This window comes from Mucilaginibacter rigui (assembly GCF_014773275.1).
GTDB lineage: Bacteria > Bacteroidota > Bacteroidia > Sphingobacteriales > Sphingobacteriaceae > Mucilaginibacter > Mucilaginibacter rigui_A.
Genome location: NZ_JACWMW010000001.1, coordinates 1,407,703 through 1,429,466, shown reverse-complemented (window position 1 = coordinate 1,429,466; position 21,764 = coordinate 1,407,703). Strand labels below are relative to the sequence as shown.

Annotated in this window: 21 protein-coding genes and 1 riboswitch; of the genes, 15 read left to right on the top strand and 6 right to left on the bottom strand. The window is 42.9% G+C overall.

Annotation, left to right across the window (positions count from 1 at the left end; translation table 11 throughout):
• Positions 1–26: 26 nt before the first annotated feature.
• The 3 genes from IDJ75_RS06395 (at position 27) to IDJ75_RS06385 (ending at position 4,062) form a co-directional block, all read left to right on the top strand.
• Complete coding sequence (locus IDJ75_RS06395; RefSeq protein ID WP_191174745.1) at positions 27–485, top strand: DUF4296 domain-containing protein; 459 nt, start codon at positions 27–29, stop codon at positions 483–485.
• Positions 485–2,848: an endonuclease MutS2 gene (locus IDJ75_RS06390; protein ID WP_191174744.1), complete on the top strand. Its 2,364-nt coding sequence runs from the start codon at positions 485–487 to the stop codon at positions 2,846–2,848. The genes IDJ75_RS06395 and IDJ75_RS06390 overlap by 1 nt, the downstream gene beginning before the upstream one ends.
• A 146-nt stretch (positions 2,849–2,994) precedes the next feature.
• Complete coding sequence (locus IDJ75_RS06385) at positions 2,995–4,062, top strand: GDSL-type esterase/lipase family protein (protein WP_191174743.1); 1,068 nt, start codon at positions 2,995–2,997, stop codon at positions 4,060–4,062.
• A 67-nt stretch (positions 4,063–4,129) separates the two neighbouring features.
• On the opposite strand, the gene IDJ75_RS06380 is transcribed toward IDJ75_RS06385, so the two are convergent.
• Positions 4,130–4,666 (bottom strand): hypothetical protein, encoded by a 537-nt coding sequence (locus IDJ75_RS06380; protein WP_191174742.1) that lies wholly within the window; start codon positions 4,664–4,666, stop codon positions 4,130–4,132.
• 444 nt (positions 4,667–5,110) lie between these two features.
• Between IDJ75_RS06380 and IDJ75_RS06375 the strand changes: the two genes are divergently transcribed.
• Positions 5,111–5,812: a CoA transferase subunit A gene (locus tag IDJ75_RS06375; protein ID WP_191174741.1), complete on the top strand. Its 702-nt coding sequence runs from the start codon at positions 5,111–5,113 to the stop codon at positions 5,810–5,812.
• 111 nt (positions 5,813–5,923) lie between these two features.
• Positions 5,924–6,580 (top strand): 3-oxoacid CoA-transferase subunit B, encoded by a 657-nt coding sequence (locus tag IDJ75_RS06370; RefSeq protein WP_191174740.1) that lies wholly within the window; start codon positions 5,924–5,926, stop codon positions 6,578–6,580.
• A 6-nt stretch (positions 6,581–6,586) separates the two neighbouring features.
• Here IDJ75_RS06370 and IDJ75_RS06365 read toward each other — a convergent pair whose 3' ends face one another.
• The 3 genes from IDJ75_RS06365 to IDJ75_RS06355 are packed head-to-tail and all read right to left on the bottom strand — an operon-like array spanning position 6,587 to position 8,559.
• Positions 6,587–7,813 (bottom strand): RNA polymerase sigma factor, encoded by a 1,227-nt coding sequence (locus IDJ75_RS06365; RefSeq protein ID WP_191174739.1) that lies wholly within the window; start codon positions 7,811–7,813, stop codon positions 6,587–6,589.
• A gap of 40 nt (positions 7,814–7,853) precedes the next feature.
• Positions 7,854–8,195 carry a YciI family protein gene (locus IDJ75_RS06360; RefSeq protein WP_191174738.1) on the bottom strand — a complete coding sequence of 114 codons (342 nt, stop codon included), beginning with the start codon at positions 8,193–8,195 and terminating at the stop codon, positions 7,854–7,856.
• Positions 8,196–8,205: 10 nt separating this feature from the next.
• Complete coding sequence (locus tag IDJ75_RS06355) at positions 8,206–8,559, bottom strand: YciI family protein (RefSeq protein WP_191174737.1); 354 nt, start codon at positions 8,557–8,559, stop codon at positions 8,206–8,208.
• Between the two features lie 174 nt (positions 8,560–8,733).
• Between IDJ75_RS06355 and rpe the strand changes: the two genes are divergently transcribed.
• From rpe to IDJ75_RS06340, 3 genes are all read left to right on the top strand, one after another.
• Entirely contained in the window at positions 8,734–9,384 is a 651-nt protein-coding gene (gene rpe, locus IDJ75_RS06350) for a ribulose-phosphate 3-epimerase (RefSeq protein WP_191174736.1), read from the top strand.
• Positions 9,385–9,584: 200 nt separating this feature from the next.
• On the top strand, positions 9,585–10,652 hold the full coding sequence (gene serC, locus IDJ75_RS06345; RefSeq protein ID WP_191174735.1) for a 3-phosphoserine/phosphohydroxythreonine transaminase: 1,068 nt from the start codon (positions 9,585–9,587) through the stop codon (positions 10,650–10,652).
• An 87-nt stretch (positions 10,653–10,739) separates the two neighbouring features.
• Positions 10,740–11,693 carry a D-2-hydroxyacid dehydrogenase gene (locus IDJ75_RS06340; protein WP_191174734.1) on the top strand — a complete coding sequence of 318 codons (954 nt, stop codon included), beginning with the start codon at positions 10,740–10,742 and terminating at the stop codon, positions 11,691–11,693.
• A gap of 186 nt (positions 11,694–11,879) precedes the next feature.
• On the opposite strand, the gene IDJ75_RS06335 is transcribed toward IDJ75_RS06340, so the two are convergent.
• Entirely contained in the window at positions 11,880–13,130 is a 1,251-nt protein-coding gene (locus tag IDJ75_RS06335) for a TraB/GumN family protein (RefSeq protein WP_191174733.1), read from the bottom strand.
• Between the two features lie 99 nt (positions 13,131–13,229).
• Here IDJ75_RS06335 and IDJ75_RS06330 point away from each other — a divergent pair, with 99 nt between their 5' ends.
• The 5 genes from IDJ75_RS06330 to rplT all read left to right on the top strand — a co-directional run bounded on the left by IDJ75_RS06330 (position 13,230) and on the right by rplT (position 17,235).
• The gene (locus IDJ75_RS06330; RefSeq protein ID WP_191174732.1) at positions 13,230–13,763 is read left to right on the top strand and encodes a DinB family protein; all 534 of its coding nucleotides are present in this window, start codon (positions 13,230–13,232) and stop codon (positions 13,761–13,763) included.
• Between the two features lie 262 nt (positions 13,764–14,025).
• The gene (gene thrS / locus IDJ75_RS06325) at positions 14,026–15,951 is read left to right on the top strand and encodes a threonine--tRNA ligase (RefSeq protein ID WP_191174731.1); all 1,926 of its coding nucleotides are present in this window, start codon (positions 14,026–14,028) and stop codon (positions 15,949–15,951) included.
• Between the two features lies 1 nt (position 15,952).
• Positions 15,953–16,519, top strand: coding sequence for a translation initiation factor IF-3 (gene infC / locus IDJ75_RS06320; protein ID WP_067059793.1), 567 nt, complete (start codon positions 15,953–15,955; stop codon positions 16,517–16,519).
• Positions 16,520–16,613: 94 nt separating this feature from the next.
• Positions 16,614–16,814 (top strand): 50S ribosomal protein L35, encoded by a 201-nt coding sequence (gene rpmI, locus IDJ75_RS06315; RefSeq protein ID WP_191174730.1) that lies wholly within the window; start codon positions 16,614–16,616, stop codon positions 16,812–16,814.
• 76 nt (positions 16,815–16,890) lie between these two features.
• The gene (gene rplT, locus IDJ75_RS06310; protein ID WP_067059791.1) at positions 16,891–17,235 is read left to right on the top strand and encodes a 50S ribosomal protein L20; all 345 of its coding nucleotides are present in this window, start codon (positions 16,891–16,893) and stop codon (positions 17,233–17,235) included.
• 165 nt (positions 17,236–17,400) lie between these two features.
• Here rplT and IDJ75_RS06305 read toward each other — a convergent pair whose 3' ends face one another.
• Entirely contained in the window at positions 17,401–18,243 is an 843-nt protein-coding gene (locus IDJ75_RS06305; RefSeq protein ID WP_191174729.1) for an SRPBCC family protein, read from the bottom strand.
• A gap of 111 nt (positions 18,244–18,354) precedes the next feature.
• A riboswitch (cobalamin riboswitch) is annotated at positions 18,355–18,559 on the top strand.
• A gap of 99 nt (positions 18,560–18,658) precedes the next feature.
• Here IDJ75_RS06305 and IDJ75_RS06300 point away from each other — a divergent pair.
• Both IDJ75_RS06300 and IDJ75_RS06295 read left to right on the top strand, forming a co-directional pair.
• Positions 18,659–20,683 (top strand): TonB-dependent receptor plug domain-containing protein, encoded by a 2,025-nt coding sequence (locus tag IDJ75_RS06300; protein ID WP_191174728.1) that lies wholly within the window; start codon positions 18,659–18,661, stop codon positions 20,681–20,683.
• A 10-nt stretch (positions 20,684–20,693) separates the two neighbouring features.
• Positions 20,694–21,752 (top strand): YncE family protein, encoded by a 1,059-nt coding sequence (locus IDJ75_RS06295; protein WP_191174727.1) that lies wholly within the window; start codon positions 20,694–20,696, stop codon positions 21,750–21,752.
• Positions 21,753–21,764: the final 12 nt, after the last annotated feature.

The following is a 21,764-nucleotide window of genomic DNA, read 5'->3' as shown; positions in this document are numbered from 1 at the left end:
TTATATAAACGCCGCTAAATTACAGAATGCAAAAATATATAAGCTTGTTTTTTTCAGTATTGCTTTTTTTAACCGCATGCCAAACCGAGGACCGGCCAAAGGGTGTACTGAATGAGAAGGATATGATAAGCCTGCTGCTTGATATACACTTAACCGATGGATCGGTATACCAGGTGCCGCAAGTGCCTGACAGCATGTACAAATACTCGAGCCAAAAATATGTGGCCTTATTTAAAAGGCACCACACAACCGACGCGGTTTATAAAAAAAGCCTTAAATATTATAGTAAACAACCGGAAAAGATACAAGACATATATAGTAAGATTGAGGCTATTATAAAGGCTAAAGTTGATTCATTGAATAAAGTAACAGCTGCCGAAGCTGCTAAAGCCAAGCCCGCGCCGGCTGGCCCAACGCCTGTACCTACACCCAAATCATCAACACCTGATCCATCATTAAAACCGGTTTTAAAGGAAATTAAATAATGTTATACCCCCAAAACAGTGCTGATAAGCTTGGGTTTACAGAAATAAAAGAACTGATAAAAGCACATTGCCTGAGTATTATGGGCCAGGAAATGGTTGATAAGATACAGGTAATGAGCAATTACGACCTGATCAATAAGTTTCTGAACCAGGCAAACGAGTTTAAGAACATCCTGCAAAACGATGATGCCCTGCCTATCAATAATTTTTACGATATAAAAACGCTGGCCAATAAGGCCCGCATTGAAGGTTCTTTTTTATCCGAAGAGGAGTTTTTCCGTGTACAGGCGTCGCTAACTACGGTTTTCGCGGTTATCGCTTATTTTAATGAGCGCGAGGGCGTATACCCAAACCTCGAGGCCCTGTTTGAGCACCTGCCCATTGAGAAAGCTATAATCAAAAAAATTGACCAGGTTATTGACCCGAAAGGAAAAATAAGGCCAAATGCATCGCGCGAGCTATTGGATATTACCACCGGTATTGCCAAGGCCGAGCAGGAAGCCCGTAAAAAAATAGACCAGATCTTTAAAACCGCCACAGGCAACGGGTGGACGGCCGACGGCTCATTAACCGTGCGCGATGGACGCATTTGTATCCCTTTACTGGCCGAGAACAAGCGCAAGTTAAAAGGGTTCATACATGATGAATCGGCATCGGGCCAAACGGTTTATATGGAGCCTGAGGAGGTGTTTTCGCTGAATAACCGCATCCGCGACCTGGAGTTTGACCGCCGCCGCGAGATCATCAAGATACTAACCGCCTTAACAGACGAGTTGCGCCCTTATGTGCCTATCCTGTTATCATACCACGGTTTGCTTACCAAGCTCGATTTTGTGCGCGCCAAGGCCTTGTTTGCCATTGATATTGAAGCCGAAATGCCAAAGCTGGTGAATGAGGCAAGGTTGAAACTTTACAATGCAAGGCACCCCTTGTTGCTGCTTAACTTTAAAAAGGAGCATAAAGCGGTTGTGCCGCTTAACGTGGCCATTGATGAAGGTACACGCGTTATTGTGGTTTCTGGGCCGAATGCAGGCGGTAAATCTGTCTGCATGAAAACCGTTGGCCTGCTGCAAATGATGGTACAGGCGGGCTTATTGATACCCGCAAGTCCCGATAGCGTGGCAGGCGTGTTTAAGCAGTTGTTTGTTGATATTGGTGATGACCAGTCGATAGAAAGTGATTTGAGTACTTACAGCGCGCACCTTTCAAAAATGAAAAAGTTTGTTGAGGATGCCAACGGTAAAACGCTGATACTGATTGATGAGTTTGGTACCGGTACCGACCCGCAGTTTGGCGGCCCGATAGCCGAAGCCGTATTGGAAGCTTTGAACCATAAAAAGGTGAGGGGCATGGTTACCACGCACTATTCTAATTTAAAGATCTTCGCCAGCAACACCGAAGGCATAGAGAACGCTTCCATGTTGTTTAACAATACCGAAATGCTGCCAATGTACATGCTGGAGGTAGGCAAACCCGGCAGTTCGTACGCTTTTGAGATAGCCCAGAAGATCGGCCTGCCGCAAAATGTATTAAACCTGGCTAAAAACAAAATAAGCAGCGGCCAAAAAAAGGTAGATAGCCTGCTGGTTGACCTGGAACGCGAGAAGAAAGAGATCTTCGATACCAAACAAAAGCTGGACAGACAGCAGCGCCGTGTGGATAGCCTGCTTGCCGAAAACGAGGAGCTGAAAAGCTTTTTGGATGAAAACCGCAAAACGCTGCTGAAGGAAGCAAAACAGGAAGCAAAAAACATCATCCTGAATGCAAATAAGCTGGTTGAAAATACCATTGCCGAAATAAAGAGCAGCAATGCCGATAAGGAAGTTACCCGTACCCTGCGCGAAAATTTAAACAACGAGGTTAAGAAAAATACGGTTAAGCAAGATGTGGTAAAACCTATTGTTGCAACCGACGGGGAACTTAAACCCGGCGATTGGGTGAAACTGATAGATGGTGATACCACCGGGCAGATCATCGAACTAATAAAGGACAACGTAGTGATTGCCATGGGTGAATTGCGCACCGTGGTAAAACGTAAACGTTTAGAGAAAGTTACCAAAGCCGCTGTGCCGAAGGAATTGCGCAAATCAATGACCAGCCATACCAGCGATATAGCCAGTTTTAGCCCCGAGATTGATGTAAGAGGTATGCGTACTGAGGATGCTTTGTTTGCGATTGAAAAACTGTTTGACCGCGCTTTAATGATGGGTTTTGGCAACCTGAAGATATTACATGGTAAAGGGGATGGCATTTTAAGAAAGATGATACGCCAATACCTTAAAAAGTACGACCAGGTTGACCGCATGGAAGATGAGCACCCCGACAGGGGCGGTGACGGTATTACTTATGTATATTTAAAATAAATACGGAATTTATTTCAACTTGTCGTCCTGAGCGATAACGAAAGATCTATTCGCGAACTGTGCATAACGAATAGGCATGGCGGCGAATAAGTGCTGCAAAATTTCAGCATGACAAGTGAAAGAGTTAATAAAACAATACTTAACACATGAAACGTTTTGCATTTTTTCTGTCCTTAGCACTTGCCACGTTTACCAGCCGTGCGCAAACCATTATCAATTTTGATAACCATAATATCAAATTTATGGGCAGGATAGCGCTTACCGACAGCGCGGCGAAGCTCACCTGGACGGCATCGTCCGTATTGATAAACTTTGAAGGCACCGCTGCTAAGGCTACTTTAAAAGATAATACCGGCATGGACAGGGTAACTGTGGTGGTTGATGGCAAAGTAACCAATACAGCCATCCAGCCTGCTCAAACCCCAACCGAATATACACTGGTAACCGGTTTGCCAAAAGGCAAACACCGCCTGGAATTATTTAAACGTACCGAGTATGATATGGGTACATTATCGTTTTACAGTTTTAATATAGATGGTAAGATATTGCCGCCGCCAAACTTTGCCCATAAAATAGAGTATTATGGTAATTCTATTACCTGTGGGTATGCCATTGAAGATATTGAGGGTAAAGACAGGGGCACAGCCGAGTTTGAGAACGGGTACAAAAGCTATGCTAATATTACTGCGCGCCATTTTGATGCATATTATCACTCCATATCAAAAAGCGGGATAGGTTTTTTAATAAGCTGGTTTAATTATACCACCCCCGATATTTACGATCGAGTAAGTGCGCACGACTCGACCGCCAAATGGGATTTTAAGAAGTACACTCCCGAGCTGGTGATTGTAAACCTTGGCCAGAATGATGCCTGGCTCACCAAAAATAAAGATTACCCGGAGTTTAAAAGGCTGTTTGGCACCACGCCGCCAACACCGGAGTTTATTATAAAGTCGTATCAGAAATTCATCACCTTAGTTAGGGGTAAATATCCAAAAGCCAAAATTATATGCGCATTAGGTGCTATGGATGCCACTAAAGAAGGCTCGCCATGGCCGGGCTATATTGAAAAAGCTATAACCGGTTTACAGGATAAAAATATCTATACACACTTCTTTGCTTATAAAAACACACCCGGCCATCCCAGCGAAAAAGAACAGCAGGCAATGGCCGATGATCTGATAGCTTTTATTACGAAGACGTTTAAGTGGTAATAGCCAGAGAGTAGTGAGTGGAATGGTGAGTAGTGCAGGTCTACTGTTATACCACTCACCATCTATCTTATTCCCCAACCTTTTGCTGATCAGGCAGTTCATTTGGCCCCGGGATGTTCACATTATCATCACCATCGGCAGTGCCTTCCTGGTAACTTTGCTGCGATTCGTTCCGGTTGTTATCCGCATCTTTATCATCATCCGCACCCTCTTTTGCAGGCGCGGTGTTCTCCGCATCAGATTGCCCCGTTGGCACAGCACCGCTGGCTTCTGTGAAGTTCGGCTGCCCTAACTGGATGGGATCCTTAAAGTTGTTGTACTCCGGGTGCTCGTCAGACGGTTCCGTACGCTTGAAATACCCGTTATTATTACCCGCGTTTTGCGATGGGTTATTCTTATCATCGCCTGAAGGGGTGTTGCTGTTTTCGCCAAAGCGTTGTCCGCCTGCCGGGCTGCCCTCCATACCGGGCTCTTTACCCGTTTTTTCCTCGCTGCCAAACATAAATGCAGTGCGGCGAAGGTCTTTTTCTTCCAAATTGCTGTCGTCATCTATACGTGTAGCGGTGGGTTTTGGGTCCTGGTTGTTATCGTTGTATGCTGTCATGGTGTTTATATATTGATGTATATAGGTAAAGACTTTTATTGTTTAATTGTTTGTGTTTTTTAATCTTAGGTTAATTAAATTTTGTCCAATTCTATTCCATTTTGAATAAAACGGAACAGATGCGTATATGTAACATATCTATAAAAGGTGTTTAATTTTTACCTGTTTTATACTTTAATATATTTTTTATTGTCATAAAAGGGCGAAAAGAGGCGAAAAAAAGACTAAAAAGGTCGCTTTTTGCTGTGCTCAGCTTTGTTCTATTTTAAAAAATGGAATAAGAAAGGAAATTAATATATGCCTGTATTTTTAAAAGTGACCAGAACATAAAAAGGTAATAATGATGATGTGTTTGGGGAGATCAAAAAATATTATGCTTGCATAGTAATTTTACTGGTAAGCTTCGCTCAAAATACCTAATTTTACCGCAACCAATTATAAAACATGAATAAAGTTGTGAGCGGCGCCGACGAGGCCATACGCGATATAGAAGACGGCATGACACTTATGCTGGGCGGTTTTGGCATGTGCGGCCTTCCCGAAAAAACTATCCTTGCACTTGTTAAAAAGGGGGTGAAGGACCTTACCTGTATATCAAATAATGCCGGTGTAGATGATTTTGGCATCGGCCTGTTACTGCACCAGCACCAGGTTAAAAAAATGATCTCTTCATACGTTGGCGAAAACGCCGAGTTTGAACGCCAGTTGCTTAGTGGCGAACTGGAGGTGGAGCTGATCCCGCAAGGCACATTGGCTACGCGCTGTATGGCGGCGGGCTATGGTATGCCCGCTATATTTACCCCGGCAGGTATCGGTACCGAAGTAGCCATTGGCAAAGAAGTACGCAATTTTAACGGTAAGGATTACCTGATGGAAATGGCCTTTGATGCCGATTTTGCCATTGTAAAAGCCTGGAAGGGCGATAGGCTGGGTAACCTGGTGTACCGCTCTACCGCACGTAACTTTAATCCTGTTATGGCCATGGCGGGTAAAATTACCATTGCCGAGGTGGAAGAGTTGGTTGAACCCGGCGAACTTGACCCTGATAACGTTCATACCCCAGGCATATATGTGCACCGCATTTTTCAGGGAGAGAATTACGAGAAACGGATTGAACAACGGACGGTTAGGAAACGCGATAATTAAATAACCACCATGTCATTACGAGCGATAACGCGGCAATCTCAGCATATCCGTATGTCCTATGAGATTTCCACGTCACTACGTTCCTCACAATGACATATAGTAAAAAAAGATATGTTAGACAAAACAGGCATCGCAAAACGAATTGCCAAAGAAGTTAAAGACGGTTACTACGTAAACCTGGGTATTGGCATCCCAACGCTGGTAGCAAATTATATACCCGATGATGTAGATGTGATACTGCAATCAGAAAACGGCCTTTTAGGCATGGGGCCTTTCCCGTTTGAGGGAGAGGAGGACCCGGATACTATTAACGCCGGTAAACAAACCATTACCAAACTGGCGGGCTCGGCGGTATTTGATTCGGCCATGAGCTTCGGAATGATCCGCGCCAAAAAAGTAAACCTAACCATCCTTGGCGCTATGGAAGTATCCGAGAATGGCGACATAGCCAACTGGAAAATCCCCGGTAAAATGGTAAAAGGCATGGGCGGCGCTATGGATCTGGTGGCATCTGCAGAGAACATTATTGTGGCTATGCAGCATGTAAACAAAGCCGGCGAATCAAAGCTGTTGCCAAACTGCACATTACCCTTAACCGGTATTAAATGCGTTAAAAAAATAGTAACCGAATTAGCGGTGCTTGATGTATTGCCCGAAGGTGGTTTTAAACTGCTTGAACGTGCGCCCGGTGTTACTGTTGAAGAGATTAAAGCTGCAACTGCCGGTAAGCTGATCATTGAGGGTGATATCCCGGAAATGGTGATATAAAGCTTATTATAAAGCTTCTATCTTTGCGTAGATCGTTTTTTTATCGGTATCTGTTTTGGCCAGGTGCAGGGCGTTAATAAGATGTCCTTTGGCTTTCAGCAGGTCAATATCTTTATATAATTCACCCAATAGTGTGTGGTAGAATGGGTTATTGCTTAGGTTTAGTTTTTCGGCTTCTATGATTGCTGCTTCTTTACCTTTAACTTTGGCAAGCGCATAGGTGCGGTTTAATGCCGCAACCGGAGAATATTCAATCGATAGTAAATGGTTATATAAGTGCAGTATGTTCTCCCACTTTTCAGGCGTATCAGCTTTAATGGTATGCCAGTAAGCGATGCTGGCTTCCAAGTGATATTTTGACAGGTAGCTACCTTGCGCGGCCATACCTAAATGCGTAACGCCTATTGTTATCAGTTGCTTATCCCACATACTTTCGTCCTGGTCATCGTATAGCATAACCTCACCATTTTTATCTTTTCTTGCCGCAAAGCGGGATGCCTGGAAACACATGAGGGCAAACAGCGCGTTCACTTCAGGCTTGTTGGTTAAAGTGTAATCGATCAGCATTTTTGTTAGTCGCATGGCTTCCTCGCACAGGTCCTTACGCAATATTTCATTTTCAGTTTCTGAGTAATACCCCTCGCTAAACAGTAGATAAAGCGTGGTAAGCACATTTTGCAGGCGAGTATTCAGCTCACTTTCGGCCGGGAACTCCAACTTAATATGCTCTGTACGCAGTTTCTCCTTCGCCCTGAACAACCTTTTGTTGATGGTTTCCTTATTGCTTAAAAAGGCATGGGCTATTTCATCAATCCCGAAACCGCACAGGATACGCAAGGCAAGGCCTATCTGTGCCTCGGGTGGGATAGAGGGGTGACATACAGCAAAAAGCATTTGCAGCTGGCTATCGCTTATGTTCCGGTCGGTCAGGTCTATTTCCATCACATCTTCGGCAGGGTGTTCGGCCTGTATGGCCGGGCTTACTTTTTCTTTGAAAAGTTGATTACGTGAAAGGCTGTTTTTTGCCTTATTCTTAGCTACGGCATACAACCAGGCCTGTGGGTTTTCGGGTATGCCTTTATATGGCCATGTATTTAAGGCAGCTAAAAAGGTTTCGCTTGCAATATCTTCTGCCACGCTCACATTATCAAAACCAAATAGTTTGCACAGTACGGCCGTTATCCGGCCAAATTCGGTTCTAAATAAATGCGGTATAAGTTCTTGCTGCTGCATATTAAAATGGCCCTGCCGTATAGCAGGGCCGTATCATTGTTTACATAGGGGTGATTTCCCTGATCTCTATTTTACCGTTTAACTCAAAAACAGGTGAGCCATCCATCAGCTTAACCACCTCTTCGTAAGATTCGGCCCTGATCAAAGAATAGCCTCCGATAAATTCTTTCACCTCGGTGTAAGGGCCATTGGTAACCACATTCTTTGCAGCCACCACCTTACCTGTAGGTGCAAGGCGATTCCCCCTGTCAAGCAGTTTACCTTTACCTGCAATACCACCTATCCAATCCATGTACCTTTGGGTTACGGCTTGCCTTTCGTCTGCCGACATCCCGGCCATATATGAATAATCGGCCCTGAAAATTAATATATAATCTTTCATGAGATTAGTTTTAGTGTATGTTATCGTTTTTGGCTATTTTCCTCACTTCAACCGTGTTGCCTTCGCCTTGTAGCACGGGGCATTCCTTAGCAAATTCAGCAGCCTCGTCTGCCGATTCGGCCCTTACGATGATAAAACCGCCGATGGTTTCCTTGATATCGCCAAACGGACCGTTTGTTACTACTTTACTGTGTCTTACCACCTTAGCCTCGTCAAAAGGCAGGCCCGTACCGCTTACAAATTTGTTTTGGGCTGCAATGCCACCTATCCAGTCCATGGTTTGTTTCATCCATGCCTGCATCTGCTCGGGCGATGCCACTTTGGTACCGTCCTCGTGCCTCATAATTAATGCGTACTCGTTCATGATGTTAAATTATAATTTATTGAAGTATTGTTTTATACCCCAATAACAATTGAGTTTTTACGGATTGGACAACCTTATAAACTTTTTATTTGCCTCTTAATTTTACACTCGTATTAAGTACAATATAGGCATATCACTTTACAACCTTAAAACAATATCCCTATATTTACCGCTATGAACCACCTGATAGCACCTTCTATATTATCTGCCGATTTTGCCAACCTGCAGCGCGATGTTGAAATGATAAATAACAGTGAAGCCGATTGGTTTCATGTAGATATTATGGATGGTATGTTTGTACCGAATATATCCTTTGGCTTCCCGGTGGTGAAGGCTACTAAGCAGCACGCCACCAAACCGCTGGATGTGCACCTGATGATTGTTGACCCCGACCGTTACCTGAAAGATTTTGCCGAAGCAGGTGCAGATAGCATCACTGTACATTACGAGGCTTGCCCGCATTTGCACCGCACCGTGCAGGCTATAAAACAACTGGGCTGCAGGGCAGGGGTGGCCATTAACCCGGCTACACCGACGGCCATGTTAAAAGATATTATTGCCGATCTGGATTTGGTGCTGGTGATGTCGGTAAACCCGGGTTTTGGCGGGCAAAAGTTTATTGAGCATACCTATACCAAGGTTGCCGAGGTAAAAGCCATGAGCGCCAACAGCAACCCAAACCTGTATATAGAGGTTGACGGGGGCGTGGGCGAACAAAATATTAAAGGCCTGATTGAGGCCGGAGCCAACGTTTTTGTAGCCGGTAATTCGGTATTCTCGGCAGCCGACCAATCCGCGGCTATTTCCCTGCTAAAGCGATCGTGAATTTATCAGTTTGATAATTTATTCCCTAGATATAGGCCTTGCGATATTATAATTGCAATAAAGGGTCTGCACGGCATATAAATTCTATATTTTTATAAAAATTAAAAAAATAGTCTATAAAATTTGTCGAATTTATTAACTTCGGCCTTTCTTAATACAAAGTTGATAATTAGTTATTAGTCAAATATAGTTCAACCATTATGAAACACAATTTCGGTGCCGGCCCCGGCATATTACCTCACGAAGTTTTAAAACAGGCTGCAGAAGCAGTAGTTGATTTTAACGGAACCGGTCTTTCCCTGCTGGAAATTTCACACCGCTCGCCGGAATTTGAAGCAGTATTGAACGAAGCCGTAAGCCTCGTAAAAGAACTTTTCAGTGTTCCTGAAGGGTACTCTGTTTTGTTTTTACAAGGTGGTGCAAGCACACAGTTTGCATTAGCACCTTATAACCTGTTGCCTGAAGGCGGCAAGGCTGCTTACCTGGAAACAGGCGTATGGGCAAACAAAGCACTTAAAGAAGCAAAATTCTTTGGCGATGTGGAGATAGTTGCTACCTCAAAAGAAAGTAACTTTACTTACATCCCAAAAGATTATACCGTACCTGCCGATGCAGCGTACTTCCACATTACATCAAACAATACCATATACGGCACACAGCTGCACCAGTTCCCAAAATCGCCGATACCGGTGGTTTGCGATATGTCGTCAGATATATTCAGCCGCACCGTTAACGTTGCCGATTTTGGTTTGATCTATGCCGGCGCTCAGAAAAACATGGGCCCTGCGGGTGTTACTTTGGTTATTGTTAAAGATGATCTTTTAGGTAAAACCGGCCGCAAAATACCTGCTATGTTCAATTACCAGGTACAGATAGAAGGTGGATCAATGTATAATACGCCTCCTTGCTTTGCTATATACGTATCTATGCTTACCCTTAAATGGTTAAAAGCAAAAGGTGGCGTACCGGCTATCGAACTGGAGAACAATGCGAAAGCAAAAGTGCTTTACGATGCTATTGACAGCAACCCGCTATTTAAAGCCGTTGCCGCGCCTGAAGACCGCTCGCACATGAATGTTTGCTTTGTGGCCGAAAACCCTGAGCACGAAAAACCATTCCTGAAACTTTGCGACGAAAAAGGAATTGTTGGCTTAAAAGGCCACAGAAGTGTAGGCGGTTTCCGCGCATCTATCTATAACGCGTTGCCTATTGAAAGTGTTAATGTGCTTATTGAAGCCATGAACGAGTTTGCTGAGAAAAATAAATAATTCACTTCGTTGTCATTGGGGCATTGAGTCATTAGTCATTTTAGTATGGCAATGACTCAATGACCAATGACTTAATGACCAAATAAGATGATCAAAATATTAGCTAATGATGGTATCGACCCGATAGGCAAAAAAATGCTGGAAGATGCCGGATTCTTTGTTGAAACCAATAACATCCCACAGGATGAACTGCCTGTTCGTTTACAGGAGTTTGATGCTATAACTGTACGCAGCGCTACAAAAGTACGCGCAGCATTAATTGATGCTTGCCCAAACCTGAAGCTTATTGGCCGCGGTGGGGTAGGTGTTGACAATATTGATGTTGACTATGCCAAAAGCAAAGGCATCGGCGTGTATAACACACCGGCATCTTCATCATTATCTGTTGCCGAACTGGTTTTCGCACAGTTGTTTACGGGTGTGCGTTTCCTGCATGACAGTAACAGAAAAATGCCTGTTGAAGGCGGCACCAAATTTAACGACCTGAAAAAGGCTTACGCAAAAGGTGTTGAACTACGTGGTAAAACATTGGGTATTGTAGGCTTTGGCCGTATAGGCCGTGAGGTTGCCAAAATTGCAATAGGTGTTGGTATGGATGTAATTGCTTACGATCTGTTCCAGTTTAACCCTGAAGTGGAGATAATTTTAGGTACAGGCGGTACAAAAGTTAACGTAACCGTTAAAACAGCAACGCTTGACGAGATCATCAAAACTGCCGATTTTATAACCCTGCATACACCATTTATTGATAAAGCCTTAATTGGTGCCGAGGAACTGGCGCAGATGAAAAAAGGTGTTCAGCTGATCAATATCTCACGTGGTGGTTTAATTGACGAGTTGGCATTAATAGATGCCCTTAACAGCGGCCATGTATCATACGCTGCTTTAGATGTGTTTGATAACGAGCCTACGCCTCGCCAGGAGATCCTGTCTCATCCAAAAATATCATTAACCCCGCACATCGGCGCCGCCACAAACGAAGCCCAGGAGCGTATAGGTGTTGAACTGGCCAGTTTAATCATCGGCCATTTTAATAAGTAAAATTGTCATCCTGAGATTGTCGAAGGATTTAGAGAAGCCCTTGCCGAAAAGCAAGGGCTTCTTTGTTTAAAAAAACGTATCAGTGCGAGGAGCGATAGCGACGCGGCAATCTCGTAGCCAGTGCATAAACGGCTTGCATATCGAGGATTGCTATGCTCGTAATTGACGCGCGGTAAGGGTTTAATACTATTTATCCATTCCCCCTGTCAACGGTTCAGTAGCAGGGGAGTTGTTGATCAGGATCAATAGCTGGAACATTTCATCAACATTAGCATATTGGTCTTTATCCATTAAAAAGCTTTTCTGGCCTTTAAAGGGTGTGCCTTTAGCTGTCAGGTTAAACAGCACGGCTTTACCGCTATTATTAAATGGCGTTAACAGGTCACCATCGGTAAAGCTGCCGGTGAAATAATCGTAAGTATTGGCTACTTGTTTGTATTTATTGCCGGTTTTAGTGGTATCGCTGCTTCCCTTTGGCATCATAATATATCCCGCATTGTAAACCATTAATGCCGAGCAAATGCCTTTAACAGCGCCCGACCGCTTTAACAACGACGCGAACCTGATATCATTAGGCTGGTCGGTTTGCTTTACGTGGAAGCCACCAAACAGGCCTACAAGCTTTTCATTCTCCAGATGATAGCGTTGCTTGTAGATGTTGAAATTCTCCAGCATCACACTATCACGGCGGGTATCGGCTGCTTTTTTAAGGGCAATATTCAGCATTTCAAAAGTATTCCGCAGCAGGAAATCGGCATCGTCAAAACGGCCACCTAATACTTTTTTATAAGTATCAATATCGGCTTTATAAGCAGGGTATATCCTCACCATTTCTGCAGCTATTTCTTTCCCAACACCTTTTTCACTGTCAATTTTATTAAGGGCTAAACCAACAGGTGTATTGGCGTTAGCGCCGGTAAACATATTGTCTTGTAAGTATTTAATGGCTTTACGATAACCGTGCTCAATATCAACAGGTAGTATAACTATCTTCTTACCTTGGGGTAGGGTTTTGTTTAGGCTATAAAGTTTCTTAAAAAGCTGGTGCACACTTTTGTTGTAGTAATAGGTACCGTTGTATTTTTCAAAACCCGCCAAGTATGCCGAATCGTTACCGGTTTTTAGGTAATCATTTAACAGGATGCCATCCAGGTAGCCTAATTCCATAAACACATACTTTACACCGGCTTTTTGTTGCAGATATTTCACCAGGTCATACTGCAAATCGTAAGAGTAGGCTATGCCATGCCCTTCGCCTATCATGAATAGCTGGTTCTTTAAAACCTCGTGGGTAAACACACGCTCCATGTTTTTAAAACTGCCATTCCAGGTAGCAGAGTTTTGAGTAAGGAATGCGGCCTTTTCTTTTCCGTTTTGTGCGAAGACGGCAGTTATATTTAACAAAAAGAATAACGCGAGTGTATATTTAAGTTTCATCAAAAAAAATCCGACTGTTTGCTGCAAAGACGATGATAATTTATAAAATGTTGCAGCGTTTATATTTTATTTTTACAGCACAACAAACCACCTGTAAATATGCGCGTTATACAACCACCCAAGCCCGGCGATTACCCACCGTACGCTATCATGTATATGAAACTGATACCAACCGACGGGCTGTTGCTTAAATACCTGCAGAATAACTTTTACAGGGTAAGGGAACTTATCTATTCGCTGCCCGAAGAACGCTTGCTCTACCGCTATGCACCGGGCAAGTGGAGCATTAAAGAAACGCTGGTACACATTATTGACGACGAACGCATATTTGCATACCGCGCCCTGCGCTTTGCCCGTAACGAGAAGCAAAACCTCATTGGCTTCGATCAGGATAGCTATACCAAATATTCGGGCGCGGATAAACGCAATCTGGATAATATCTTTGAAGAGTACGAAGCAGTAAGGCTGGCAACCATTGCCCTGTTTAACGGCCTGCCCGAAGAAGCCTTCGACAGGATGGGGCATGGCACCGGCAGCGCTAATGATGCCACCGTTAGGGCTTTAGGCTACCATATTGCCGGGCACGAAATGCATCATTATAATTTAATAAAGAGTAAATATTTGACTTTATAAATTCACGCAAAGACGCGAAGACGCTATTGTCATGGTGAGCCTGTCGAACCATTTACCAGTGGCTAAGTCTTCGACAAGCTCAGACTGACAAACCTAACATGCGTCATCGCGTCTTTGCGTGACAAAAAAACACCTTTCATCAAAAAGCATAATTTACTTTCGCTGTATAAATAAAATCCTATTTTTGCGATAAGTTCAAATCGCGTTAGTATGCGATTAGTTACAATTCACATATTTATTAAAATTTAAATCATAGTTGTAGATGATTAGTATTACACTTCCGGATGGTTCCGTTCGTCAGTACGACAAAGGGATCACTTCCATGCAGATAGCGCTGTCTATCTCCGAAGGTTTAGCACGTAACGTATTAGCAGCCGAGGTAAATGGCGAGGTTTGGGATGCCAGCCGCCCCATTGAAGAAGATTCGGCCGTTAAATTATTAACCTGGAACGATGCAAAGGGTAAATCTACCTATTGGCATTCATCAGCCCACTTACTGGCCGAAGCTTTAGAGGCTTTGTACCCGGGTACCAAATTTGGTATAGGCCCGGCTATTGAAACAGGCTTTTATTACGATGTTGATTTTGGCGATGAGCCGTTCTCGTCAGATGATTTCAAGAAAATTGAAGACAAGGTTATCGAACTTGCTAAAACCAAAAGCGAATACATCCGCAAACCGGTTAGCAAAGCCGATGCAATTGCATATTTTACCGAGAAGGGGGATGAGTACAAGCTCGACCTGATCAAAGACCTGCCCGATGGCAGCATAACTTTTTACACACAAGGTAACTTTACCGACCTGTGCCGTGGCCCGCACATCCCAAATACAGGCGCTATCAAAGCTGTAAAGCTAATGAGCGTTGCCGGTGCATACTGGCGTGGTGATGAAAGCCGCAAGCAGCTTACACGTATTTATGGGGTTACTTTCCCTAAGGCAAGTGAGCTAACAGATTACCTGCACCTGATTGAGGAAGCCAAAAAACGCGACCACCGTAAATTAGGTAAGGAGCTTGAATTGTTTGCTTTCTCTGAAAAAGTGGGTATGGGTTTACCATTATGGTTGCCTAAAGGCACGGCCTTGCGCGAGCGTTTGGTAAACTTTTTACAAAAAGCGCAGGTTAAAGCCGGTTATGAGCAGGTGATCACCCCGCATATCGGCCATAAAAACCTGTATGTAACATCAGGCCACTATGAAAAATATGGCGCGGATGCATTCCAGCCGATAAAAACCCCGCAGGAGGGAGAGGAGTTTTTCTTAAAACCGATGAACTGCCCGCACCACTGCGAGATCTATAAAACAAAACCACGCTCTTACAAGGACCTTCCGGTTCGTTTGGCAGAATTTGGTACTGTTTACCGTTACGAGCAAAGCGGCGAGCTGCACGGTTTAACCCGTGTACGTGGCTTTACTCAGGACGACGCGCACTTATTTTGCCGACCCGACCAGGTTAAAGAAGAGTTTAAAAAAGTTATAGATCTTGTACTTTATGTATTCGGTGCTTTAGGTTTTGATAATTATACTGCGCAGGTATCCTTACGCGACCCAAATAACAAAACCAAATACATTGGTACTGATGAGAACTGGGCGCTGGCCGAATCATCGATCATTGAAGCCGCAGCAGAAAAGAACCTGCCAACCATAGTTGAATACGGTGAAGCGGCTTTTTATGGCCCTAAGCTTGATTTTATGGTGAAGGACGCCTTAGGCCGTAAATGGCAGTTAGGTACTATCCAGGTAGATTACAACCTGCCCGAGCGTTTTGAACTGGAGTACACCGGCAGCGATAACCAGAAACACCGCCCGGTAATGATCCACAGGGCACCGTTTGGTTCACTGGAACGCTTTGTGGCTGTATTGATAGAGCATTGTGCAGGTAATTTCCCGCTTTGGCTATCTCCAGAGCAATTTATTATCCTCCCTATATCTGAAAAGTACGAAGAATATGCAAAAAAACTTTCAGATGAGTTAAAAGATTCCGATATTTGCGGGCTGATTGACTTTAGAGACGAAAAAATTGGTCGTAAAATACGCGACGCTGAAGTTAAAAAGATCCCATATATGCTGATTGTGGGCGAAAAAGAGGCAACTGAAGGGTTGGTTTCGGTTCGTAAACATGGCACCGGCGATTTGGGAAGCATGAGCATAGAAGAATTTAAAATACAAATAATTAAAGAAATAACAGTATAACTTGGCTTTAAACAAACCTTTCAACAGAGGACCCAGGCTTCCATTTAAGAAAAAAGAGGCCGAACATAACATTAATCAATTCATACGTGCACAAGAAGTGCGCCTTGTAGGTGATAACGTTGAGCAAGGCATATTCTCATTAAGGGATGCTTTGGCCATCGCACAGGAACAAGAACTTGACCTGGTTGAGATATCTCCAAACGCAGTACCTCCCGTTTGCAAAGTAACCGATTATAACAAATTCGTTTACGAGCAAAAGAAGAAGCTTAAAGAGATAAAAAGCAATGCCAAGCAAACAGTTATCAAAGAGATTCGTTTCGGGCCGAATACCGATGACCATGACTTTGAATTTAAATTAAAGCATGCACAGAAGTTTTTGGAAGCCGGCGAAAAAGTAAGGGCTTACGTACACTTTAAAGGCCGTGCAATTGTATACAAAGAACAAGGCGAGATTTTATTGCTGCGTTTTGCACAGGCACTTGAAGAATTAGGTAAGGTAGAGCAATTACCAAAGCTGGAAGGGAAACGTATGTTTTTAACTGTTGCTTCAAAAGCACAAAAAAAATAATAAGGTTATAAGTGCAAATGCGTGTGGTATGCAAATGCAATTAAAATAAAACGTTGAGATAACGTAAATCATCTAAAAACAAATAAATAGAGTTATGCCAAAAATGAAAACCAATTCCAGTGCAAAAAAGCGCTTTAGGCTTACTGGAACCGGTAAAATTGCCAGAAAAAACGCATTCAAGAGCCACATCTTAACCAAGATGTCGACTAAACGCAAGCGTAACCTTAGTCATACCAGCTTAGTATCAGCTGCAGACATGGGCAACGTAAAACGAATGCTTTGCATAGGCAAGTAATCAAACAAATTTTTTAACCAGGTATTAGAGTACAGAAGCTTCCGAGAGGAACACTCACTACCAAAAACAACACAAAATGCCACGTTCAGTTAACGCAGTCGCGTCGAGAAGACGCCGGAAAAGGATCATGAACCTCGCCAAAGGTTATTGGGGTTCAAGAAGCAAGGTTTATACCGTTGCAAAAAACACAGTAGAAAAAGGTTTGCAATATGCATACCGTGACCGTAAAACCAAGAAAAGAGAATTCAGGGCTTTATGGATACAGCGTATTAACGCAGGTGCCCGTCAGCACGGAATTTCTTACTCTCAGTTAATAGGTAAGTTAGCCGCTAAAGAAATTGGTTTAAACCGTAAGGTATTAGCTGATTTAGCGATGAACCACCCGGATGCTTTCAAAGCAATCATTGATGCTGTAAAATAATCAGCGCATACTTTATAAGAAAAGGCCCCGAAATTCGGGGCCTTTTTATTTATACTATTTTCCGGGATATTATTTAATACATGTAAATTTGAAAGATTTGATTATAAGATACTTATAACATTAACATGCGTTCACGTCAGTGAACGTGAACGCTTCATCGCCATTTTACAACGACGAATTTTCTGAACCTTGTTTTTTCTCATTATTATCCAAAGGCTCAATATGCGACTGGAAACGGGGCTCAGTATCAATGAGCGTTTCCTCAATTATAATTGCCAAGGGCTCTTCAAAAACAGCTGCAGATGGCTCACCGCCATCAATATCCATATATTGTTTAAAGTTGCGTACATCATTATCAACCATATTTTTAAATACAGGGTTTAATATATGCGCAATGCCGCCGCCAAAGCCACCTGCAGGCGGGCGATAGGAGATCACGATATCTACCAGGGTGCCATACCCGTCGGGGCTATCCTGGAAGCGTACCTTTCCGGCATTATCTATAAGTGAATCGGGCAGCGAACTCCAGCCGATACTGTAACCGGGCTCGTCTCGCACTATTTCAGCATCCCAGCTTACTTTGGCCACACCAGTTGGCAACTTAAGTACCCAGTGCGAATGTTTCCCGTCAATTATTTCTACACTTTCCAGGTGTTTCATAAATAATGGCAGGTTATCCAGCTTGCGCCAAAAATCGTACACTTCCTGTCGTGGTTTATCTATCAGATAAGAGGAACGAATGTTAACGTTAACCGGTTCGGTGCTGTTACGGCCCATACGCGAGTATAGTTCGCAATGGCCGGTAATACCGCGGTTTAAAAGATAGCCGCCCGCGCCAAGCTTTATGATGCTGGAGAAAGGGCTTTTAAATATCCCTTTAAAGCCCGATAAAGCTAGTTTAACACCAGTGGCTATAGAGATGGTACGTTCTGCGGATGATAGGTTGATAGATGGTCCCTGATCCTCGGCAGGGCCTCTCCATTTATTTTGTATTGCTAATGTTGTCATATACTGGTAGTTTGTATCTTGTTTAACATCATAACAAACCATGAGTTTGCTTTTATTGAAATTTATTTAACCGGCGTTGCTTTTTAGCCTTTGCTATTAACAACGGTAATACTACATTTGCAGCGCTTTAGGTTTCTTACCGGTTGCGATTCCGGTACGAATTAAAAGGGAATACAGTGTAAATCTGTAACTGTCCCGCAGCTGTAAGCTCCGTTAACCAATGTCCAATCAACAAGTCACTGTTCTCCAACCGGCGGATGGGAAGGCAGGGCAGAGGGGAGCAAGTCAGAATACCTGCCTCAGCATTATATTATTCACAGCTTTCGGGGATTGAAGCTTGAGTGCAAATGCTCTTTTTATACCGGCGTATTTCCATTCTGTGCCATTCCTGTATGCTGTAAGTTTTGCTTACAACATGAAAATAACCATATCTGGCATTTTTAAATACTCACGGAGTTTATCCGGATATTTTGCGTTGCTGTTTATTTTTTTACTGGCATGTGCCAATGCCCTTGCCCAGCAAGACTCCAGTAAAAAGCTAAAAGAAGTTGTTATTTCATCATCGAAAGCCCCTTTCATACAAACCATTACACCATCGCAGCAAATTACGGCTACCGATTTTACCCGCTACAGTGCTGCAAACGTTGCCGATGCTATTCGCAATTTTGCGGGTGTTAATATTAAAGATTACGGGGGGATTGGCGGTTTAAAAACGGTATCAGTGCGTGGCCTGGGCGCAAATCATATAGCCGTATTATATGATGGTGTACAGATTAACGATGCCGAGAATGGTCAGGTTGACCTAGGCAGGCTTAACCTGAACAATGTACAGGAAATAGCGCTGTATAACGGGCAACCGCCAAATATCCTTCAGCCTGCACGCTCGTTTGCGTCGGCGAGTATTCTTTCCATAATCACCGTAAAGCCCCGGCTGGATTCCGGTAAACCCTTTTTGATAACCGCAGGAGTTAAAACAGGTTCGTTTGGTTTGTTTAACCCCTATGTGCAATGGCAACAACGATTGAGTAATAACTGGTCATTTATTATAAACAGCTATTTGCAAAAAGCCAATGGTCGCTATAATTATATTAATGACGACGGACTTGTTAAAAGCCGGCAAACGCGGGTTGGCTCGGATATAGATGCCCAACAAGTTGATGGTGCGATATATTGGGCCAAAAACGATAGTAGTAAATTTAATTTACGCGCCAACTATTACAATTCAGACCGTGGCCTTCCCGGTGCTGTCATCGTCAACAAGCCGCCACCGGCAGGCCAGCGCTTGTGGAACAAGGATTTGTTTTTGCAGGCCGGATATGATCATCTGTTTAATTCGGGCATTCATATATTGTTAAACTCCAAATTTTCAAAGAATTACCTGCATTACTTTAATCCTCAGTTTCCCAGTACGGCGGGCTTTCTGGATCAAAACTTTACTCAGCACGAGTATTATCAATCTGCAGCATTATCCTGTTATCTTTTGCCAAACTGGGAGATTTCGTACACGGCAGACCTATCCGTAAATAACATGAGCGCCGATTTGCCTGGCTTTCGTTACCCAACCCGGGTTACTTTATTAAATGTTTTAGCAAGTACTTTTATCTTAGGCAAAACCACCTTTCAGGCAAGCCTGCTAAACACCAACGTTACCGAAAATGTTGCCACCGGTACCACTATCCCGCATCGCAATATATTTTCGCCTACTGTTATGGCAACAATAAAGCCATTTGACGATGCCTGTTTTCAAATAAGGGGATTTTATAAATACATATTCAGGGTACCCACCTTTAATGAACTATACTATAATTTTATAACCAATACCAAGCTTAAGCCCGAGCTGACCAACCAATACGATCTTGGCTTTACATATAGTAAGAATCTCGACGGGCTGTTCGAGTACATCAGCTTCACTGGAGATGCCTATTATAATAACGTGACTAATAAGATTGTATATACCCCCAATTTATATAATGGTTCGGTAGAAAATTTTGGAAAAGTTGATATTAAAGGATTGGATGCCGGCTTAAAAACACAGGCCAGATTAGGGGCGGGGTATGATGCTGTATTATCGGTTAACTACTCGTACCAACAGGCACAAAATGTAACCGACCCAACATCTTCAATATATCTTAATCAATTGCCTTATATCCCCAAAAATACATTTGCCTTTAATGCAGGGGTAATTAAAGGCCCTATCGGGGTTTATTATAATCAGCAGCAATTATCATCAAGATACTATAACAACAATAATAATGATGAAGATTATCTGCCTAAATACACTGTAAGTGATGCCTCAGTTGTGTACAAAGGAGCATACAAGCACCTGCCGGTAATATTATCCGCAGAGGTTAACAACCTGTTCGATAAAAATTATATGGTGGTACAAAGTTACCCTATGCCAGGCCGCTCATTCAGAATTTCATTTCAAATAACCATATAACAACAATAACATGAAACAAATTAAACTTAAGTATCTGTTTATTTCGCTTGCCTTTGCTACTGTTCTGGCATCCTGTAGTAAAGAAAAAATAAAACCAACACCCGATACCCCGGGCTCAGAAAGGGCAGGACTTTATGTTCTAAACCAGGGAGGTATTGGCCATAACAACAGCACGCTAACTTATTATGACTACACGCTTAAAAAACTCACATCGGATATATTCACCGTTGCCAATACCGAAAAGTTAGGCGATACCGGTAACGATCTGGGAATTTACGGTTCTAAAATGTTTATCGTAGTAAATAACTCCGATCTTTTAGATATCGCTGAAGCCAAAACCTCTAAGCTTATCAAGAAAATTAACCTTACCCAACCCCGAAGCGTTGTTTTTTATAAGAGTAATGCATTTGTAACCTCTTACAGCGGTACGGTATCGGTAATTGATACTACATCGCTTACTATTATAAAAACAATAAACGTTGGCCGCAGCCCCGAGCAAATGGTTGTATCAAATGGTAAATTATATGTAGCAAATTCTGGCGGGTTGGATTATCCTGATTTTGATAAAACAGTATCTGTGATTGATTTAACCACTTTAGCTGAAGTTAAAAAGATAACTGTAACAGTTAACCCTATAACCATTACTGCTGATACATATGGCAATGTGTATGTACTGTCGGCAGGGAATTATGGTGATATATCTGCGGGTATCTCTATTATCGACAATACAACAGATATAGTAAAATCTCAAAGTGATTTAAGCCTTGGTTATAACATCCCTATTGCTGCTTACGGCGATTATGTTTATTACCCAACTGCCGATAATAAAATTGCGATGTATAATGCTAAAACTCAAAAATTAGAACGCGCTAACTTTATTACAAGCGATGTAACTATTACCGCCCCATACGCCATTACGGTTGATAGTATAACAGGTGAAGTTTTTATTGCTGATGCAAAAGATTACTCATCTAACGGTACGGTGACTGCCTTTGATAAAAATGGCACAAAAGAATACAGTATTGAAACCGGCGTAAACCCAGGCAGGATAACTTTACTGAATAAATAGCATTTTATATTA

Coding starts and splice junctions, on each gene's coding strand:
- IDJ75_RS06395 (WP_191174745.1), top strand. CDS start 27: ATGCAAAAATATATAAGCTTGTTTTTTTCAGTATTGCTTTTTTTAACC.
- IDJ75_RS06390 (WP_191174744.1), top strand. CDS start 485: ATGTTATACCCCCAAAACAGTGCTGATAAGCTTGGGTTTACAGAAATA.
- IDJ75_RS06385 (WP_191174743.1), top strand. CDS start 2,995: ATGAAACGTTTTGCATTTTTTCTGTCCTTAGCACTTGCCACGTTTACC.
- IDJ75_RS06380 (WP_191174742.1), bottom strand. CDS start 4,666: ATGACAGCATACAACGATAACAACCAGGACCCAAAACCCACCGCTACA.
- IDJ75_RS06375 (WP_191174741.1), top strand. CDS start 5,111: ATGAATAAAGTTGTGAGCGGCGCCGACGAGGCCATACGCGATATAGAA.
- IDJ75_RS06370 (WP_191174740.1), top strand. CDS start 5,924: ATGTTAGACAAAACAGGCATCGCAAAACGAATTGCCAAAGAAGTTAAA.
- IDJ75_RS06365 (WP_191174739.1), bottom strand. CDS start 7,813: ATGCAGCAGCAAGAACTTATACCGCATTTATTTAGAACCGAATTTGGC.
- IDJ75_RS06360 (WP_191174738.1), bottom strand. CDS start 8,195: ATGAAAGATTATATATTAATTTTCAGGGCCGATTATTCATATATGGCC.
- IDJ75_RS06355 (WP_191174737.1), bottom strand. CDS start 8,559: ATGAACGAGTACGCATTAATTATGAGGCACGAGGACGGTACCAAAGTG.
- rpe (WP_191174736.1), top strand. CDS start 8,734: ATGAACCACCTGATAGCACCTTCTATATTATCTGCCGATTTTGCCAAC.
- serC (WP_191174735.1), top strand. CDS start 9,585: ATGAAACACAATTTCGGTGCCGGCCCCGGCATATTACCTCACGAAGTT.
- IDJ75_RS06340 (WP_191174734.1), top strand. CDS start 10,740: ATGATCAAAATATTAGCTAATGATGGTATCGACCCGATAGGCAAAAAA.
- IDJ75_RS06335 (WP_191174733.1), bottom strand. CDS start 13,130: ATGAAACTTAAATATACACTCGCGTTATTCTTTTTGTTAAATATAACT.
- IDJ75_RS06330 (WP_191174732.1), top strand. CDS start 13,230: ATGCGCGTTATACAACCACCCAAGCCCGGCGATTACCCACCGTACGCT.
- thrS (WP_191174731.1), top strand. CDS start 14,026: ATGATTAGTATTACACTTCCGGATGGTTCCGTTCGTCAGTACGACAAA.
- rpmI (WP_191174730.1), top strand. CDS start 16,614: ATGCCAAAAATGAAAACCAATTCCAGTGCAAAAAAGCGCTTTAGGCTT.
- rplT (WP_067059791.1), top strand. CDS start 16,891: ATGCCACGTTCAGTTAACGCAGTCGCGTCGAGAAGACGCCGGAAAAGG.
- IDJ75_RS06305 (WP_191174729.1), bottom strand. CDS start 18,243: ATGACAACATTAGCAATACAAAATAAATGGAGAGGCCCTGCCGAGGAT.
- IDJ75_RS06300 (WP_191174728.1), top strand. CDS start 18,659: ATGAAAATAACCATATCTGGCATTTTTAAATACTCACGGAGTTTATCC.
- IDJ75_RS06295 (WP_191174727.1), top strand. CDS start 20,694: ATGAAACAAATTAAACTTAAGTATCTGTTTATTTCGCTTGCCTTTGCT.